Annotated in this window: 10 protein-coding genes and 1 pseudogene; 3 read left to right on the top strand and 8 right to left on the bottom strand. The window is 61.1% G+C overall.

The window, feature by feature from the left end; translation table 11 throughout:
- Window positions 1-90: 90 nt before the first annotated feature.
- Entirely contained in the window at window positions 91-1,380 is a 1,290-nt protein-coding gene (gene clpX, locus A5483_RS07545; RefSeq protein ID WP_002549978.1) for an ATP-dependent Clp protease ATP-binding subunit ClpX, read from the top strand.
- A gap of 197 nt (window positions 1,381-1,577) precedes the next feature.
- Window positions 1,578-4,847 (top strand): S41 family peptidase, encoded by a 3,270-nt coding sequence (locus tag A5483_RS07540; protein WP_063811425.1) that lies wholly within the window; start codon window positions 1,578-1,580, stop codon window positions 4,845-4,847.
- A gap of 117 nt (window positions 4,848-4,964) precedes the next feature.
- On the opposite strand, the pseudogene A5483_RS07535 reads toward A5483_RS07540, so the two are convergent.
- From A5483_RS07535 to zwf, 8 genes and pseudogenes are all read right to left on the bottom strand, one after another.
- Window positions 4,965-8,847 (bottom strand): annotated as a pseudogene (locus A5483_RS07535) (endo-alpha-N-acetylgalactosaminidase family protein).
- Between the two features lie 294 nt (window positions 8,848-9,141).
- The gene (valS, locus tag A5483_RS07530) at window positions 9,142-11,754 is read right to left on the bottom strand and encodes a valine--tRNA ligase (RefSeq protein ID WP_002550017.1); all 2,613 of its coding nucleotides are present in this window, start codon (window positions 11,752-11,754) and stop codon (window positions 9,142-9,144) included.
- A gap of 121 nt (window positions 11,755-11,875) precedes the next feature.
- Complete coding sequence (locus A5483_RS07525; protein ID WP_042843151.1) at window positions 11,876-12,673, bottom strand: DsbA family protein; 798 nt, start codon at window positions 12,671-12,673, stop codon at window positions 11,876-11,878.
- 85 nt (window positions 12,674-12,758) lie between these two features.
- The gene (locus A5483_RS07520; RefSeq protein ID WP_063811424.1) at window positions 12,759-13,262 is read right to left on the bottom strand and encodes a DoxX family protein; all 504 of its coding nucleotides are present in this window, start codon (window positions 13,260-13,262) and stop codon (window positions 12,759-12,761) included.
- A 97-nt stretch (window positions 13,263-13,359) separates the two neighbouring features.
- Window positions 13,360-14,154 carry a DsbA family protein gene (locus A5483_RS07515; RefSeq protein ID WP_063811423.1) on the bottom strand — a complete coding sequence of 265 codons (795 nt, stop codon included), beginning with the start codon at window positions 14,152-14,154 and terminating at the stop codon, window positions 13,360-13,362.
- A gap of 130 nt (window positions 14,155-14,284) precedes the next feature.
- On the bottom strand, window positions 14,285-15,019 hold the full coding sequence (gene pgl / locus A5483_RS07510) for a 6-phosphogluconolactonase (protein ID WP_002550026.1): 735 nt from the start codon (window positions 15,017-15,019) through the stop codon (window positions 14,285-14,287).
- Entirely contained in the window at window positions 15,016-15,948 is a 933-nt protein-coding gene (locus A5483_RS07505; protein WP_002549982.1) for a glucose-6-phosphate dehydrogenase assembly protein OpcA, read from the bottom strand. Before A5483_RS07505 ends, pgl begins: the two co-directional genes overlap by 4 nt.
- Before the next feature lie 9 nt (window positions 15,949-15,957).
- On the bottom strand, window positions 15,958-17,532 hold the full coding sequence (zwf, locus tag A5483_RS07500) for a glucose-6-phosphate dehydrogenase (RefSeq protein ID WP_082864018.1): 1,575 nt from the start codon (window positions 17,530-17,532) through the stop codon (window positions 15,958-15,960).
- Between the two features lie 215 nt (window positions 17,533-17,747).
- Between zwf and A5483_RS07495 the strand changes: the two genes are divergently transcribed.
- The gene (locus A5483_RS07495) at window positions 17,748-18,770 is read left to right on the top strand and encodes a heme o synthase (RefSeq protein ID WP_042843130.1); all 1,023 of its coding nucleotides are present in this window, start codon (window positions 17,748-17,750) and stop codon (window positions 18,768-18,770) included.
- Window positions 18,771-18,774 lie beyond the last annotated feature (4 nt).

The raw sequence follows: 18,774 nt of genomic DNA, 5'->3' as shown, positions 1-18,774 counted from the left end.
CACGGCTAGGGTGGACGGCGCACACCTCGGGAGGACGATCGTCACGGAGAAGACGGATCGACACGAGCATGCCGAGTAGGAGGAAGCCGGATGGCGCGAATTGGTGAGAGCGGAGACCTGTTCAAATGTTCCTTCTGCGGCAAAAGCCAGAAGCAGGTCAAGAAGCTCATCGCTGGCCCCGGGGTCTACATCTGTGACGAGTGCATCGAGCTGTGCAACGAGATCATCGAAGAGGAGTTTTCTTCCTCTGAAGAGGTCGGTGGTGTCGAGGATCTTCCCCGTCCGCGCGAGTTGTGCGAATTTCTTGACACTTGGGTGATCGGCCAGGAGGAGGCCAAGCGGACCCTCTCGGTGGCTGTCTACAACCATTACAAGCGCATCCAGTCCAAGGTCGACGTGCCGCACGCCCGTCGCGCCGAAGACGACGGGGTAGAGCTCGGTAAGTCGAACATCCTCATGCTTGGGCCGACCGGCTGCGGCAAGACCTATCTAGCCCAGACCATGGCCCGTCAGCTTAACGTCCCCTTCGCAATGGCTGACGCTACCGCGCTGACCGAGGCTGGTTACGTGGGTGAAGACGTCGAGAATATCCTGCTCAAGCTGCTGCAGGCGGCTGACTTCGATGTCAAGCGGGCTGAGCGGGGAATCGTTTACATCGACGAGATTGACAAGGTGGCTCGCAAATCGGAGAACCCGTCGATCACTCGTGACGTCTCTGGTGAGGGCGTCCAGCAGGCCCTGCTGAAAATTCTTGAGGGGACAGTGGCCTCAGTACCGCCCCAGGGGGGACGCAAACACCCGCAGCAGGACTTCATCCAGATCGATACCACCAACATTCTGTTCATCGTGGGTGGCGCTTTCGCCGGCTTGGAGGACATCATCACCAAGCGGATCGGCACCCGTCCGTTGGGATTCAACAATGATCCGGGTGTGCGCGAGGTCGTTGAAGGGCCCGAAGCGCTCAGCCTGGTTCGCCCAGAGGACCTTCACCAGTTCGGGCTTATTCCAGAGTTCATTGGACGCCTGCCTATGGTTACGACCGTTCATCCGCTAGACCGCAAAGCCCTGGTCCGTATTCTGACCGAGCCTCGCAACGCTCTGACCCGCCAATTTGAAAAGCTCTTTGAGCTGGACGGGGTGGAATTGACCTTTACCGAGGAAGCTTTGAATGCGATCGCCGATAAAGCGGTCGCACGAGGGACCGGTGCACGCGGACTGCGGGCCATCATTGAGGAGACTCTCATGGGCGTCATGTTCGACGTCCCCTCCCGCGATGATGTTTCCCGAGTCGTGGTAACCCAGGAGGCCATCACCGGGGAAGGGAAGTGTCAGTACCTCTCCTCGCCGGCTTTTCATGGCCGAGGCCGACTATCTGCCTGAGACCAGTGCTCGTCAAGGTCTTCGGCGAGTAGCTTGTGCGCTCGGCTCTGCAAGATCGCCACGGATGTGCGCTGCTCCAGCGGCAATGGTCATCCTGACGAGTCTCGCTGTGGTGGGTCTTCGTATGCCCGCCGTTGGCTCCTCCTGTTGGTCCCCGCGACACTGCTGGTCCCCGTGACAGCGGTACCCTGACACCCATGGCAACTGGATACCTGCGATACCCCGACGTTCACGGCGACCTCGTGGTGTTCACCGCTGACGACGATGTGTGGTTGGTTCCCGTCACCGGAGGACGAGCGAGTCGTCTCACCAACGATCACGTTATGGTCCGCAATCCTCGCTTTAGCCCCGACGGCACCAAGATTGCATGGACCTCCTACCTGGGCCAGCGGCCCGAGGTATTCGTCATCGACCTGGCTACGGGAGATCAGTGCCGACTCACCTGGCTAGGGGCAGCGCGTAACCTCGTCGTCGGCTGGCAGGACGACGAGCACGTGGTGTTCTCATCCCCGCACCAGACCAACGACGTTGGCTTGGCATGGTTGTACACCGTCTCCCTCAACGGCCAGGTCGAGCGTCTTGGGTACGGACCGGGGATGAACCTGGCCGTCAATCCAGACGGAGCCGTCGCCGTTGTCACCCCGAATTCCGGCGACTGCTCGCGGTGGAAGCGTTACCGCGGTGGTACCGCTGGCCAGATCTGGCTGCGTCCCGCCGGTGCCGAGAAATTCCTACGCCTGCTGCGTGACGGCAATGACGATCACGACGGTCGCTACGCTGCAGCCGGACGATACGGAGTTGGTTGGATCGACGGACGGCTGCTGTTCAGCTCCGACATGAGTGACGACAACTGTCCACAGGCGCAGGCCCAACTTTGGTCGGTGGATGGGCGAGGACATGATTTGCGCCAGCACACCCACCATGGCCCCGAGCAGGGCTACGTTCGTGACCCGCGTACTGACGGTGCGACGATCGTTTATCACGCCCACGGTGCGCTGTGGACGATGACTGGCCTTGACGCAGAGCCAGAACGTCTGGAGATTGACCTCGGTATCGGAGCCCCGCCGCGCGTACCGCTGGATCCTACGGATCGCCTGGAAGCGGTCGTCTCGGATCATGGTGGCGACGGATCGTTGCTTGAGTGGCGAGGGGCCGCATACTTCCTCACCCATCGCTGCGGCCCCGCGCGAGCTCTCTCGGCAGCCGACGGCGTTCGCATCCGTGAGCCGCGCGTTCTTGGCCAGTCCGGCCAAGGAGTGTGGGCCAGCGACGTCGACGGAGAAGACTGCCTCGAGGTCGCCAACCTTGATGGCACTGGTGAGATTCGGCGTATTGCCCAGGGGCAGATTGGTCGCGTGCTGCATATCGCACCAGCCCCCGACGGCAAGAAGGTTGCCCTCATTAGCCATGACGGCCGCATCCTGATCGTCACCATTGCCGACGGGGCCATCCGCGAGGTTGGAACGTCTCCGGAAGGCGAGGCGAATGGGCTGGCATGGTCTCCCGATTCCCGCTATTTAGTGTGGCGATCCCCGATGGCTACTGGCGAGGCCATGATCGGTCAAATCCGATGCTGGGATGAGCAGGGCATGAGGGAGTCCTTTGAGCTCACCCGCGGCACCTTTGACGACTCGTGCCCGGTCTTCACTGCCGATGGCAAGTACCTCGCCATGCTTTCAGCGCGCACCTTTGACCCGAATTATGACGGTCAGACCTTCGACCTGTCCTTCGGCCACACGCAGCGTCCGTGGCTGGTTCCACTCAGCGCGACCGAGGCATCTCCGTTCGGCCCGTCCTCCCAGGGATGGCGAATCAGTGAAGTGCAGGACGCTCCAGCCAAGGCCACCGCAGAGGCTGGTAATGGCGAAGCTGAGGCGAGTCTAGATGTTGTTTGCCATCTTGCTGCCGACGGATTCGAGGAGAGGATGGTGCCGTTCCCGGTATCGTCGGGTTCCTACCGCGATCTGGCAGCCGTCAAAGATGGCCTGGTGTGGATCGAGATGGCTGATCGCGGTGGCGAGCTCGGTGCTACGCGCGCGGGTGTTACCGGGGAAGCGCCTAGCGACACCTTGTGGCACTACAACTTGTCCGCCCGTCATCTCGACAAGCTGTGTGAACGCGTCGACACCTTCTCCGTTTCGGGCGATGGGGAGCGTCTCGTGGTGCGCCATCGCGATGACATTATCGTCGTCCCCTCATCTCACAGGGTTGATGACGACGATCCCGCATGCATCCGCGTCGACCTGACGCGGCTGCGTCGCACCATCAATCCGCGTGCTGAGTGGCGTCAGATGTTTGATGAGAACGGGCGCCTTATGGCGAGCCACTATTGGCGCGAGGACATGAACGGGGTCGACTGGGACGCCGTCCTGGCCCGCTACCGTCCCCTCGTTGAGCTGTGCCACGTCGCAGACGACCTCCACGACATCCTCTGGGAGACCGTTGCTGAGCTCAACACCTCGCACTCCTACGTGTCGGCCCCCGGCGTCACTGGGGATCCGGATATGCGCGCTGGTCTGCTAGGTGCCGACGTCAGCAGCGAGGCTGGCGGGGCTAAGGTCATCCGGGTTATTCCTGGCGAGTCGTCGGATCCTCGCGCATGGTCGCCGCTGCGGGCAGCTGGAGTCGCGGTGGCTGATGGGGACGTCGTCGTTGCGGTAGACGGTCGGAAAGTCGGCGTCGATGGCTGCCTCGGTGAGCTCCTGGAAGGATCAGCGGGACGGGTTGTTGAGCTGACGGTACGTCGCGGCGAGGATGTGCGTCAGGTAGCCGTCGTGCCCATGGCTGACGAGGCTCCGCTGCGCTACCACGACTGGGTGGCGTCGCGTCGCCGCTATGTTGAGGAACATTCGGGCGGACGACTCGGCTACCTGCATGTACCGGATATGGTCTGCGATGGTTGGGCCGAGTTACACCGCCAGATCGGTGAGGCCACCCGCCACGAGGGCGTTATTGCTGACGTGAGGTTCAATCATGGTGGTCACACCTCGCAGCTGGTTGTCGAGAGGCTAGCTCGCAGGGTCGTCGGGTGGGATTACAGCAGGTGGTATGCCACTGCGGATACCTATCCGCAGAACGCTGTGCGCGGCCCGATCGTCATGATTACTAACCAGTGGGCTGGCTCCGATGGTGACATCGTCGCGGCCGCCACCCAGGCGATGGGGTACGCCAAGGTCATTGGCGAGAGGTCGTGGGGCGGTGTCGTCGGAATCGACGGCAGGTTTGACCTCGTTGATGGCACCTCAGTGACCCAGCCGCGGTACGCCGGCTGGTATGGCAGCTATGGCTGGGGTGTGGAGAACCACGGCGTCGATCCGGACATCGTCGTGACGGTGTCTCCGGAGGATTGGCAGTCCGATAACGACGTTCAGCTCGACGCGGCGATTGCCGAGTGCCTGCAACAGCTCGACGAGAAACCAGCAGCCACCCCGCCAGAACTGCCCGGTCCGGCATTTGGTCGGTGCTGAGCCTGCCTCATCACGGCCACCGGGACATGGCCAAGGATCAGCCCCTGCCTCACAAGCGCGGGGGCTGATCCTTTCTCGAGCGAGGCCCACGAAATGGTGTGGACCCTCAACCGATCATTACTGGCCTTGATGGGCAATAACCCCCGCAACTGTTGGCGCTACGGCCTTCGAATTGCTGCGGCCAAGCCCTCCAGTACGAGGCAAAGCATGAGGGTGGTTGGGGCGTTTGCCCGTTCCTGGGATCTCGGGGGAGCCCGGCGTCGTCGAGGGCTGCCCCGGTCGGATCGGTTTGGGAGTCGGCGTGCAGGTATCCGGGAATACCGCGGCCGGCGTGGAGACGGCGGAGGCTGGTCTTGGATCGAGCTTCTCGATGCGCAGGTTGTCGATCGACATGTCACCGTCACCTTGGTGGGTGAATCCGACCCAGGTGGGCTGGTCCTTCACGACGATGTCGGTGGAGAACGAGGTTGTCGAGGTGGCGACTCCCATGGCATGGGACTCGGCGATGACTTCTTTGACGGACTTTCCACTGACCTTGTCGTGACCTGTGACGAACGAGTACCCGGGTTTGTCAGCCTGGTAGTCGAAGGAGATGCGGTATCGGGTCCCATCCCCGGTTAGAGGGGCGGACGCGGTGGTGGTGCGCAGCACGATCCCGTTGCGCTCTTCGTGCATCTTCAACGAGCAGTCACCACTGAGAACCGAGTCCATGGCCCGACCGTTCCAACCCTTCTGGGTGTAGGGCTCATGGCGGCGGGACAACTGGGTTCGGGCATCTCCGTCCATGCCTGCGCTTGCCGTAACAAAGGGCCAGTATCCGGTGTCGACGTCCTCGAAGTCTTGGAAGAGAACGGTGGCAGGTGTGGGGATCCTTGGGTGTGGCAGTGCTAACGACTCGGAAGTCATCGGCGCTGACGACAGCGTTCCCGGCCAGCGCCTTCAAGGTAACGGTGACTGGTCTGCCGTCAGAGTGGAAGGCAATTCGCAGCCGCTGGTGGTAGGTGCCGAAATACTCGTCGGAAGCGGTGGCGTTGATGGCTGTCGTGGATGTGATAGCGGATTCCGCGTGGCCCCCGCATCCCTTCTGATGGTCGATGGGGGTGACTCCGGTGCCGTCGACGGCAAGTCCCACCGGACGGGTCTTGGTCGGATCTATCTGGACCCACGCCCACAGGGAGTGGTCACCAGCAGGCAGATTGAGGATTTGGGAGATCTGCGACTGTGCCTTGCCGAACTCGAGGTGGAAGTTGCCACGGTCGTTGTGCTTGACCGACACGTCTCCATGGGCATTCCAGCCAGTGGTGTCACCGGAGTAGAAACCTGGATTGACGAAGTGGCTTCCCTCTCCCCAATTCGGGGTTTTAGCAGCAGGCACCTTGGACGTTGGGTAGAGGACGTAGGCAGTCCTGGCTTTGGTTGCTGGAATCCTGATGGATCCGTTGGTGACGGGGATATCGGCAACCTTGACGCGACCGGTGTCGGTGAGCATGAACAGAGTCACCGACTTCTGTGTCGCCCAGGAATTTGTGAGTTTCCAGGTTGCGGAGCCATTGCCCGGATTCCAGTAGTACAGGCGGTCTCCGCCACCGTTGGACCAAGGCAGCAGGTAGGCCCCGCCTTCCTTAAAGACCGTGGCACCGTCGAAGGTGATGGTCCTTGCGGTGGGAATCTCATGACCTGAGATGGACTTCTTCGACGAGGTTGCCACGGTTCCGTTCGCGAAAGCGATACGGCCGTCTTGCCAGGACATGATGTCCGAACGCTGCAAAAACTTGGTAGGTAGGTTGCGTTGCCACACATTCGCGATGAATGCGTTGTAGTCGTTGTGGCTCGTCCAACCCTCATACTCGACGACATTGGAGTTGCCGAGGATCGGATCAGGATTCCAGGTGTCGCGGCGGGAATTGTTGATGAACCGAATGATCCGGGAACTGTATCCCTTGTTGCCGGTGCCGTAGTTCTCGTCATTGGCCCAGTGCGACCACTGGTTATAGCGCGGATAGGTTGACGACCATTCCGAACCGATCTTCCAGCCTTCGGCGTTCAGAGCGTTGGCGATCCGGTCGTTCTGCCAACCGGCAGGGTAGTTGGTATCGAAGTACAACCAGTCGAGGTTGGACTTGGCTCCCAGCTCTTTTCTCAGCTAGTTGAGCCGAGCGAAGAGCTGACCAGACCCAAGATCCTTGGCGTAATCCATTCGGTAGGACTGCTCCATCCAGTCCCACGCCTTCTGGTACGGCTTGACGAGGATGTTGTCGCCGAAGTGATTCGCCTCAGGATAGGACTCCACGAGGTTAACGTGAATGCCGAAATCGGTGTTCCACCGCTTGCCCGACTCAGTGAGCTTCTCGAGATCCTTCATCCCGCCGGCACGGTGGGAGACGTTGCCGCCGTAATCGGGGTGTGCCGAGTCGTGGCCTTCGGCCTGGTAACCCTTGAGCAGGGCCTGCTGGCCGAGCCCGTCGGTCGCCAAAGAGATGTGCTTGACATCATCCAAGGTACGAAGGAATGGATGAGTCGCCTGGGAGACGATGTTAAACGGAATATGGGTAACGACCTTGTTCGCCACGTCCCCCGAGCCGGTCGGCTTCATGGTGACGCCCCGGGTGGCGACGGCTGCGTCTTGCCAGTCAACCTTGCCGTCGCCATTGGCGTCAGCGACGATTTTCACCCGGACGTATGGGGTATCGGGGTCCGGGCCAATGCCGTCCTTGACGGTGGCACCGCCGGGCAACTGGCATACAGCCTTGTTGCCGAGCGAGTCGGAGGGACAGGGGGTGGCAGACCCTTTGCCGCGGTGGACCCAGGTCGCCGGTTCGATAGCTCCAACCTTGGTGCCCCCGACTTGGGAGATGGAGTGGATGAAACGGGCAACTGTGGCGGCAGAGCCGACCAGGCCGTCCTGGGTTGCGTTGTCCTCGAACCCGGCGGCAAGTGTGGAATCGTTCGCCATAGCGACCCAGGAGGTGCCCCGCGAGACGTCAGTAGTAGCTAGGGGCTGGAAGAGATCGCCGCTTTTGTTGCGGTCGACGACGATGTTTGCACTGCTCAGTTGCGCTTTCGGATCAGTTGAGGTGACCGAGGCGAGGGCGAGGCCAGGCACCGACACGGTGTTGACGCGATGGTTGGCTGTGTCGACGATGTGTGGGATCGACCATGTCATGACACCATCGGCGATCTCGACGTGTGTGGTGAGTTCCACCCCGGGCAGGTCGTGGAAGGTGAGCTTCCAGGATGCGGAGGTGTCCGTCGTCTTGGGGGCGGAGACAGTGGCGACGCGGTCAGTGCCGTTGATCCTGACCTTCGTTAACGGGGAGCCGATGCGTCCGGCCAGGTGCGCGTGGCCGACGGTGTAGTCGATTACCTGCGGGAAGTCACGACGGACTCTGACTGTCACAGCGCCGTCGGACAGGCTGATGGCGTCGCTTGGGACCTCCGGGGTTGGGGGCCTCGACGACGTAAGGTTCGGGGATGGGTCCGACCCATCGACCGTGAAGGCGTTGAACTCCGCCATCGAGGAGGCTTCTTTGTCCGGCCCGTCGCCTCCCCAGGGAGAATTCATCTTCACCTTGACGCAGGTGGCCTTGGTCGCAGCGAAGGTGATTGTGCGTACCGACGTGTCGGAGACGTCGTAGGAGCCCGTTGCAACTGGCTTTGCTGAAGAGAATGCGGCGTTATTGCAGGTCTTGGTGTCGGCCGCATACAGCTCATAGTTGTGTATGCGACCTGATCTGTTCGAGCTGGATCTGGGCGTGATCTCCACTTTGCCCAGATTCATGGCCTTATCGCCCAGCTTGAATACGATCCAGTGAGGTAACGGATCCCTTCCGCTGTGCCACTTGGGACGCCAGATCGTATCGGGATGGCCGTCCAAGGCGTTGGAAATCGGATCGGTGGAGGTGGCTGAGTCAGCGGCAATCGCGGTGATCGCTGCTTGGTCGATTCGGTGGTATCCGGTTTTGGCATGTGCAGGGGCCATCGGCGCGACCAATGCGAACATCGTGCCTGCTGACACGGCGAGCGCACCGATGGACCTGCCCCGTGGGGTTCGCGACATCATTGTCCTTCCTCGGGACTCCACTTGGCTGGAGTCCGTTGTTACAGGTTGAGGAGAGGCTATGGAGTATTGCCGGGGCGCTGCAAGGAGATGTGCAGACCTTGTGAACGCTTGATGTAATCGTGAACAGGACGACCTCGCCACGAGAAAGGGGCCGACCGTCGCTGCGGTCGACCCCTTTGTGCTGGTTCCGGGATGCTCACTGGCTCCGAAATGGATCAGGAGGTTGTGATTGCCTCACTTCTTACGCTTGGCTGGAGGCTCTCCCAACTCGGCATCAAGGGTCAGGGCCTCCCCGCCCTCGGACCACGTGAACTGCTCGGTCTTCGACACCTTGGCCAAGTCGGACTCAACGGCCTTGAGGTTCGCGATGATCGACTTCGGGGCGCTGATACGGGCCGAGAGGATCGGGGTGCGCATCGGAACCTTGTGGGTCGATTTCACGCCGCGCAGCTCGACCAAGGCAGTCGAGACGTCGATCATGAGGTCGACGTCGCCGGTGGCTGGCACCTCGTCGGCGGTTGGCCAGGAAGAGGTGTGTACTGACCCTGTCTTCCACCAACTCCAGACCTCTTCGGTGACGAAAGGCAGGAACGGGGCAAACAGCCGAAGCATAACGTCAAGGGCTAGACGTAGTGCAGTCCGGGCGCTTAACGCACCTGCTTCGTCGGCCCCCTCGGAGTTGTAGGCGCGCTCCTTGATCAACTCGAGGTAATCGTCGCAGAAAGTCCAGAAGAACTGCTCAGAGGCCTCTAGGGCGGCGGTGTAGTTGAACTTGTCGAATGCCTCGGTGGCCTCAACGATGAGCTGGCGCAGCCCGGCTAGCATCGACAGATCAGCGGGGTTGGTGATGTCGCAGACCTGACCGCCGGCACCAAAACCGAGGACGAACTTTGACGCGTTGAGGATCTTCATCGCCAGACGGCGTCCGACCTTCATCTGAGCCTTGTCGAAGGGGGAGTCCATACCCGGACGAGCCATGGCGGCACGCCAACGCACCGCGTCAGCGCCGAACTGCTCAATGATTTCGGTCGGGACGACGGTGTTGCCCTTCGACTTCGACATTTTTTTGCGGTCGGGGTCGGTGACAAATCCCGAGATCGCGGCTCGCTTCCACGGCAGCACACCGTTTTCCAGATGTGCCCGCACCACGCGGGAAAACACCCAGGTGCGGATGATGTCGTGGGCTTCGGGGGCGAAATCCATGGGGAAGGTCTTGGCGAACAGGTCGGCGTCGCGCTCCCAACCGGTGACGATTTGGGGAGTCAGCGAGGACGTGGCCCAGGTGTCCATGACGTCCGGGTCGCCAATGAATCCGCCGGCGACACCGCGCTGGGACTCCTGGTATCCGGACGGTGGCTGGGAGGCCGGATCCACCGGGAGGGCGGATTCGTCAGGTAGCAGCGGGTGGTCATACTCGGGTTCGCCGTCGGCGTCTAGCGGGTACCACACCGGGAATGGGACGCCGAAGAAGCGCTGACGACTGATGAGCCAGTCGCCGTTGAGCCCCTCGACCCAGTTCTCGTAGCGGTGACGCATGTGCTCAGGAACCCACTCGAGTTCTCGGCCGCGCTCTAGCAAGGCGTCGCGCAGCTCATCGTCACGGCCACCGTTGCGGATGTACCACTGCCGGGTGCCGATGATTTCCAGCGGTTTGTCGCCTTTTTCATAGAAATTGGCCTTGCGCTGGGTGGGTTTGGGCTCACCATCCATCTCGCCGGACGCCACGAGGGCCTCAACGACGAGTTTGCGGGCGGTGAAGGTCGTCTTACCCGCGATCGCCTCGTACATCTCGGCGGATCCGGCGTCGATGATCCACTGCGGGGTCTCAGAAAGGATCCGTCCGTCGCGACCGATGATGGTGCGGGTGGGCAGTTGCAGCTCACGCCACCATGCGACGTCGGTGAGATCACCGAAGGTACAGCACATGGCGATGCCGGCGCCTTTGTCCATCTCGGCAGCCGAGTGGGCCAACACCGGCACCTCAACCCCGTACAGCGGGGTGGTGACGGTGGTGCCGAACAGGTGCTGATAGCGCTCGTCGTCAGGGTGAGCGATGAGGGCGCAGCAAGCGGCTAGCAGCTCGGGTCGGGTGGTTTCGATGAAGACGTCCTCACCGCCGGGACGGTGGAAACCGAGGCGATGGTAGGCACCGGGGTAGTCGCGAGCTTCGAGCTCGGCCTGCGCAACGGCGGTAGAGAAGGTGACGTCCCACAGAGTGGGGGCGTCAGACAGGTACGCCTCGCCACGGGCGTGGTTGCGGAGGAAGGCCAGCTGGGCGATTCGCTGTGACTCTGGCGAGATCGTCGTGTAGAGCTGGTTCCAGTCCACGGACAGGCCAACAGAGCGCCACAAGTCCTGGAAGGCCTTCTCGTCAACGGCGGTTAGCTCGACGCAGAGCTCGACGAAGTTGCGACGGCTAATTGGCACCTGACGCTTGGGGTCGGGTTTGCTCGGCGGGGTGAAGTCAGGGTCGTAGGGCAGTGAGGGATCGCAGCGCACGCCGTAGTAGTTCTGCACGCGGCGCTCAGTCGGAAGACCGTTGTCGTCCCAACCCATCGGGTAAAAGACCTTCTTGCCACGCATCCGCTGATAGCGCGCGACAGTGTCGGTATGGGTGTAGGAGAAGACGTGTCCGGGGTGCAGGTGGCCCGAGACGGTAGGCGGCGGGGTATCGATGGAAAACACCTGCTCGCGCGAGTTAACCGCGGTAGCGTCGAAGGCGTATAGCTGCTCGTCCTCCCAAACCGCGCCCCACTTCTCCTCCAGGCCTTCGAGGGCTGGTTTATCGGGTACGACACCGCGCGTCGGAGGCGTGGCGGATGAGGGGACAAAGGTCTGTGAGGTCATATTCCAAATTCTAGTGTTCGACTCGGACAGGTCGCCAGACGAGTATTGTTCGCCAGTCGCCCGGGATAGTAGTGACGAGGAACCTCGTCACGATGGATTATGGGAAATCGATGCCCCTATGTCAGTGGGCATTCTTAATGGCCTGGAGTAGCTTGTCGGCGGTAGGAGCGGATTGGGTGAAGTCCTGCCAGCCCTCCCACGACTTTCCGTTGACGAGGAAGGCTGGAGTGCCGGCAGTACCGAACTTTTGCAATTCCTGTAGCCCCTTGTCGTTGCCGTTTTTGACGAACTGTTCAGTCTGCTTGTTGTCGTAGATGCGCTGGAACTTAGTGAGGTTACTTCCGGTAATACCGGCCTCAGAGGCGAACTCCTTGCGCAGTTGCTCATCGGTGTAACCCGCGCCCTCTTCTTGAGGCTGGTGGCGGTAAACGACGTCATGGTAGGCCTGGAATTTACCCACGACATCGGCGGCAGCAGCGGCCATCGCGGCGCGAGTGGAGGCGTCGTCACGCAGATTACGATCTAAGAAGGTGAGGGTGTGATACTCCAACTTAATCTTGCCCTCGGCTGACAGCTCATTGAGAGGCTTACCGAGCACATCTTCAGCACCCTTGCATGCGGGACACTGGTAGTCCTGGAACACCGTGACTGTAGGGGCTCCGCCCTTCACCTTGTCAGGATTGAGGGTGTAGACGCCGTCCTTGGTAGCCGAAGGGGGAGTGATCTGACCGGTGGTCGGCACGTCGTCGGACTTGTGGTTCAGCCCGAGGACGACTGCGATGACTACCACTGCGATGATGACAACGCCTGCTATAACGCCGATGATCCGGCGACGCTTCTTGGCCGATTCTTGCGCCTCTTGTTGGGCGCGCAGGGCAGCCCGTCTAGAGGTGGTCGCAGTTGCCTTTTTAGCAGCCATCGGTTGAAGTCCCCCTGTGCCATCGATGATGTGTCGCACATGATCGTAGCCGGTCGGACAACCGAACCGGCCGACCACTCATGTTTCAGCTAGTAATCCAGTGATCCATAGACAGCGTCGAGCGGGGCCGGATAGCTAGCCATATCCCGCACAAAGCGAGGCCGAGATCACGCAGAATGTCCAGGGCATACGTGCGCTGGGTGAGGCGCCAATTTCGGTCAACTGGCCCGCCATTGCCGAAGCAGCCGCAGTCCAGCGAGATGTGGCGTCCCCACACCGAGGAAATCCCGATGATGAAGACAACCATAGCCAGGGTGCCGAGGAGACCAGACCAGCGCGTTGCGATGCCCAAGATGAGCATTAGCCCGACGACGATCTCGAGGACCGGCATCGTCCAACCGACGATGGGGGCGAGGTCCCATGGCACGATCTGGTAGGTACGCACTGACCAGATCGTGGAGTCTATGTCGGTGGCCTTGCGGATTCCCGCAACGAGAAGAGTGCCACCGAGGATGATCCGGGCCGCCAGGCCCACCCAGTCGCGCACTGTGGAGGAGCGCGACGATGGTTGAGAGTCCATATCTGCCATCCTAATTGGATCCCCCCCGTGATAATTGATATGTCATCCACGACGCGGACGACCCGTAGCTGATGACCGTGACGATCAGACACCCGCTCGTCTGACCTCACTGAGCTGACACGATAGCCTTGAGCAGCTCGTCGGAGGTTGTGCTGCTGCTGAGCTGCCCCCAGCCGTCCCACGGCTTGCCATTGACGGCGTAGGCCGGGGTGGCTTCGGCGCCAAGTTTCTGCATCGCTTGTAGACCCTGGTCACTGGCATTTTGGACGAACTGCTCGGTCTGCCTGGTGTCGTAAATGTGCTGGAACTTGGTGAGTTTGTCGCCAGTAATGCCGGCCTGCGCGGCGAAGGACTTGCGTAGCTGGTCGTCGGTGTAGCCGACCCCCTCCTTGGCGGCCTGGTGAGCGTAGATGACGTCATGGTAAGGCCCGTATCTACCGACGACGTCAGCGGCGGCAGCGGCCATCGCGGCGCGGCTGGAGGCGTCGTTGGCCAGTTTATGGTCGAGGAATGTCATGGTGCGGTATTGCAACTTGATGTCACCCTTTGCCGACAACTCATTGAACTGCTTGCCGAGCGCATCCTCGACGCCCTTGCATGCGGGGCACTGGTAGTCCTGGAACACCGTGACGGTCGGGGCGCCCTTCTTCGCTTTGCCTGGATTGAGGGTATAAACACCGTCTTTGGTGGCTGAAGGTGGGGTGATCTGTTGAGCGGGCGAGCTGCTGTTTGACTTGTGGTTCACCCCCAGAACGACGCCCACAGTGATGGCCGCGATGACGATGACACCGATGACGACGCTAACGATGCGGCGACGCTTCTTGGCTGCCTCTTCAACCTCTTGTTGGGCGCGCAGCGCAGCGCGTTTCGAAGTGCTAGCGGTCGTCTTGTTGGTGACCATCTTTCGGGGGTCCTCCTACTGGTCTCAGCGGCCTGTCGTCGTTGATACTAGCCGCCACGTCTGGTCTGCGAGCTCTTGGCCGTGTGGGAGAAGAGGGCCACGACCGTCGTGCAGGCCTAGTCATCGCCCCTCACAGCGAGCAGTTGTACCTCGGCAGACCGATCGAGGCGTCATGGTCGACCATCCAACTCGTCTCAATAGTGCCGTTGGCCCAGGTAGCCGGCAACGACTCGTCGCCGGCAAAAACCTTTTCGACAGCCTCGGCTTTTTCGGACCCACTGACGAGAAACCAGACTCTTTTCGATCTGTTGATGACCGGCATCGTAACTGAGAGACGATCTGGAGGAGGTTTGGGAGCATCCGTGACACCAACGGCCAGTGCGCCCGCCGTGGGATTGAAAGACGGATGGCCTGGGAAGAGGGAGGCGACGTGACCGTCGGTCCCCATCCCCAGCAAACAGATGTCGAAGACGACGTCGCCGAGCTCCTGGGCGTAAGAATAGGCAGCCTCGTCGGGATCAGCTTTGCCGTCGGCTGCGGGCATGACATGGGTTTTTGAAGGGTCTAGGCGGATGGCTGACGACAATAGGGGTAGGGCTTGCAGGGAATTGCGGTCCGGATGGCCGGTAGGGACGAATCGGTCGTCACCCCACCAGACGTGTAACTGGTCTGGGCGAATCTTGGCACATTCGGGGACGTCTCCCATTGCGGCATAGACGATGTTTGCGATCCTCCCACCGGTCAGACACAGGTCGATGCGTTCTTGCGCGGCCTGAACTCTGACGATCGTCTGGACTAGTCGGTGAGCAACCCCCTCGGCCAACCCTTGGGCGGATTGGTACCGCATGAGGCGTCGGTTCGTCATGACTCACCCCCATTATTCATCGACCAGATGTGTCCCGCTCCGTCGTGGATTTCAGTCATGACAGTAGTGAAGACCTTGTCGGGGCCAAGTCGACGAAGCTCCTCACCAATAAGCATCTGTACCTCGCGGCGGTCCAGGGCCACTCCGCGCGCCGGTTCTCCCGGGATCCGGTAGACGGCATATCTGCCACTGCGGCGACGAATTTCGATGTCACCACCTGAGGTCGACATGACGATCGCACAGATGCCGGGCGCGTCGGTTGTTACCTGTTCGACCGGGACATGAAGGCGCAATCTTAGCCAGGCTGCCAGCAGCATCGCCGGCGCGTTATTGGCGGCTGACTCCACTCGAGCGGACTTGACGGTCGCTGGATGCTGGTCCAACGCCGCTGCGGCCAGGGCTCTCCAACCGGTGGTGCGAGCCCAGCACAGGTCAGAGTCGCCCTCGGTGAGGTGAGCTGCACGGTGTATGAGGGCTTTGCATGGATCCTTGTCAGCTGCCGAATCGGTGATGCGGCGGTCCGCGAGGGCCCCGATGGGGTCGGCGGCGAGGTTGTCGGGGCCGGTAAAAGGCCACCATGCAATGACGGGGGAGTCCGACAGTAGTAGCGGGAGGATAACCGAGGCAGGACGCTTCGCCATGGCCCCAGACAACCGCAGCACGATGATATCTCCGGGAGTGCCTTCGCCGGCGTGCACCTCTGCGTCGAGCTTGTCCTTTCGGGAACGCGTCGTCACGACCATGAGGAGGCGTGACGGGTGTTGGCGGGCGGCATCCCTGGCTGCCTCGAAGGCGGCATCGAAGTGGGAGGAGTCGCAGATGCAGATGAGGGTATGGACCAACCCTGACCCAGAACCGACGGTGCGACGCGCCTCAACGATGGCTGCACCAATCTTCGAGGCGGTGGTGTCGTTAAGAGTGATGATCATGTCTCCTCCTCAAGGCCTGCGCCAGACGAACCCATCGCGGGCGATCATCTCGTCAGCCTCTGACGGTCCCCAGCTACCGGCCGGATATTCGCAGGGGGGAGTGTCGGACTCGGCCCAGAAATCCAGCACCGGGTCAAGGATCTGCCAGGCCAATTCGACTTCTTCATGTTGGGGGAACAGCGGCGGGTCGCCTAGGAGAACGTCGAGGATGAGCCTCTCGTAGGCTTCCGGGCTGGCCTCGGTGAAGGAGGACCCATACGCGAAGTCCATCGTGACATCGCGAAGTTCCATCTGGGTGCCTGGCACTTTGGCGCCGAATCTCAGCGTGACTCCCTCATCGGGCTGAATACGCAGCACGAGGGCGTTGGTGCCGAGGGCTGCAGTGTCTGAGAAGGGTAAGTGCGGGGCGCGCTGCAGGTTCAGGGCGACCTCGGTAACTCGTCGCGGCATCCGCTTGGCGGTGCGTAGGTAGAACGGGACTCCGGCCCAGCGTCGATTGTCGACGCTCAGCCGCACAGCGGCATAGGTTTCGGTGCGGGAGTGAGGATCGACGCCGTCTTCCTCCCGGTAGCCGAGCACCCTTTCGCCTCCCTGGCGGCCAGCCACATATTGGCCGCGGCAGGTCTGGACGGACATATCGTCCGGGGGTTGAATCGCGGCTAAAACCTTGGTTTTTTCCGCACGCAACTGCTCGGCGCCAAAACTCGTCGGCTCCTCCATAGCGGTCAGCGCCATGAGTTGCAGTAAATGGTTCTGGATGACATCACGGCCGGCTCCGATGCCATCGTAGTAACCGGCACGACCAGCGATGCCAATGTCTTCTGCCATGGTGATCTGGACATGTGAGACGTAGTGGTTATTCCAAATTGGCTCGAAGATCTGGTTGGCGAACCGGAACGCCATGATGTTCTGGACGGTCTCTTTGCCCAGGTAGTGGTCAATGCGGAAGACCGACTCTGGGCTGAACGCGCTGCTGATGATCTCGTCGAGATCGCGCGCACTTTCCAGATCGTGTCCGAAGGGTTTCTCAATGACGACTCTGCTCCAGTGAGAAGAGTCGTGGCCGGTCATGCCATGACGCTTGAGCTGGCTTACGACCGCCTCAAAAGACCTTGGTGGGATGGAGAGGTAGAAAGCGTGATTGCCACCAGTGCCACGTTCTTCGTCAAGCTCGCGGATGGTGTTGGCCAATCTCTCGAATGCGTCGTTACCGTCGAATTCCCCCCGGACAAACCGAATGCCTTCGAGTAGTTGTTTCCACACCTCCTCGCGGAAAGGGGTACGGGCATGCTCGGCCACGGCGTCGTGAACAACCTTGGCGAAATCTTCGTCCGCCCAATCTCGACGGGCAAAACCCACTAGGCCAAAACCAGGTGGGAGTAGGCCACGATTCGCCAGATCGTAGACAGCTGGCATGAGCTTCTTGCGTGAAAGGTCGCCGGTGACCCCGAACATGACCAGAACGCAAGGCCCGGCAACGCGTGGCAATCTGCGATCTGAGGGATCCCGCAATGGGTTGATGCGGTCGCCACGCAGCCCGCTGGTTGCTCTGGTGGTGCTTTCTGATGCGTTTCGACCTGCCACCTCACCCGTCCTTCCTGGTGATGTCGTGCGGAATCGTCATTCCACTTGCCCAACGGTAGCCGGTCGAACCACCAGCGATCGTGTTCAGCGACGGGCTGACGCCGAGAGCCCCACTGGAAGGTTAACGATGAGGACATCGGCGGCTAGAAAGCCTAAAGTTGTAAAGACGGCCCATCCGCGGCGCTCCCCGCTTCACGGATGTGTCGTGCCCAGCAGTGGTCGCAGTACCTTTCTCGATTCCGAAGGACACCGTGAGCAACCAGACGACGCGCGTGGTGACGGCGCCAGCCTCTCAACGTCCTGACCCCGTCGAGACCAAGGTGGAGCAGGAGCAGGGCCGTACCCGATTGTCGACTCGTGACGTAGTGGGCGCCTATGTCGCCCTGACTAAGCCGCGGGTCATTGAGTTGCTCTTGGTGACGACCTTGCCGGTGATGTTTCTGGCTTCCCGTGGTGTGCCGAAACTTGGTTTAGCAATCGCGACGATGTTTGGTGGGCTTTTCGCTGCGGCTAGTGCGAACGTGTTCAACTGTGTCATTGATGTCGATATTGACGAGAAGATGCGTCGGACTCGCCGCCGTCCGCTCCCACGTCATCAGGTACCGCGTCGTAGCGCCCTTATCTATGGAATCGTGCTGGGAGTAGTTGCCACCATTATCCTGGGATTCGGTACGAACTGGTTATCAGCCGGGCTGGCGTTGATTGCCAATCTGTTTTACGTCTTCGTGTATTCGATGCTGCTCAAGCGTCGCACTTGGCAAAACACTATTTGGGGCGGTATTGCTGGATGCTTTCCGCCCCTCATTGGTTGGACTGCCGTCACCGGGGGCGTGAGATGGGAGCCGGTGGTGCTCTTCCTTATCGTCTTCTGGTGGACCCCACCACATACTTGGGCGCTGTCCTTCCGGTATCGCGAGGACTACAAGATCGCCGGCGTGCCTATGCTTCCGGTGGTGAAGGAGGCCCCCGAGGTTGCCGTCCAGATCCTCGTCTACACGGTGATGACGGTGGCGACCTCGTTGCTGTTGTGGCCGGTGGCTCACATGGGGTGGGTCTATCTTGTCGTCGCAGTGGTGTCAGGTGCGGTGTTCATCGTCGAGGCGGTCCAGTTGCTGCGCCGTGCCCGAGTTGGACTGCGTGGCGCACTGCTCAAGCCGATGCGGCTTTTCCATTGGTCGAACACGTACTTGTCCCTGCTCTTCTTAGCGATTGCGGTGGATCCTCTCATCCATCCGTGAGACC

This window comes from Cutibacterium namnetense (assembly GCF_001642025.1).
Classification (GTDB): Bacteria; Actinomycetota; Actinomycetes; order Propionibacteriales; family Propionibacteriaceae; genus Cutibacterium; species Cutibacterium namnetense.
Note: the sequence above shows the minus strand (reverse complement) of the source record. Positions and strands in the feature narration are given on the sequence as shown.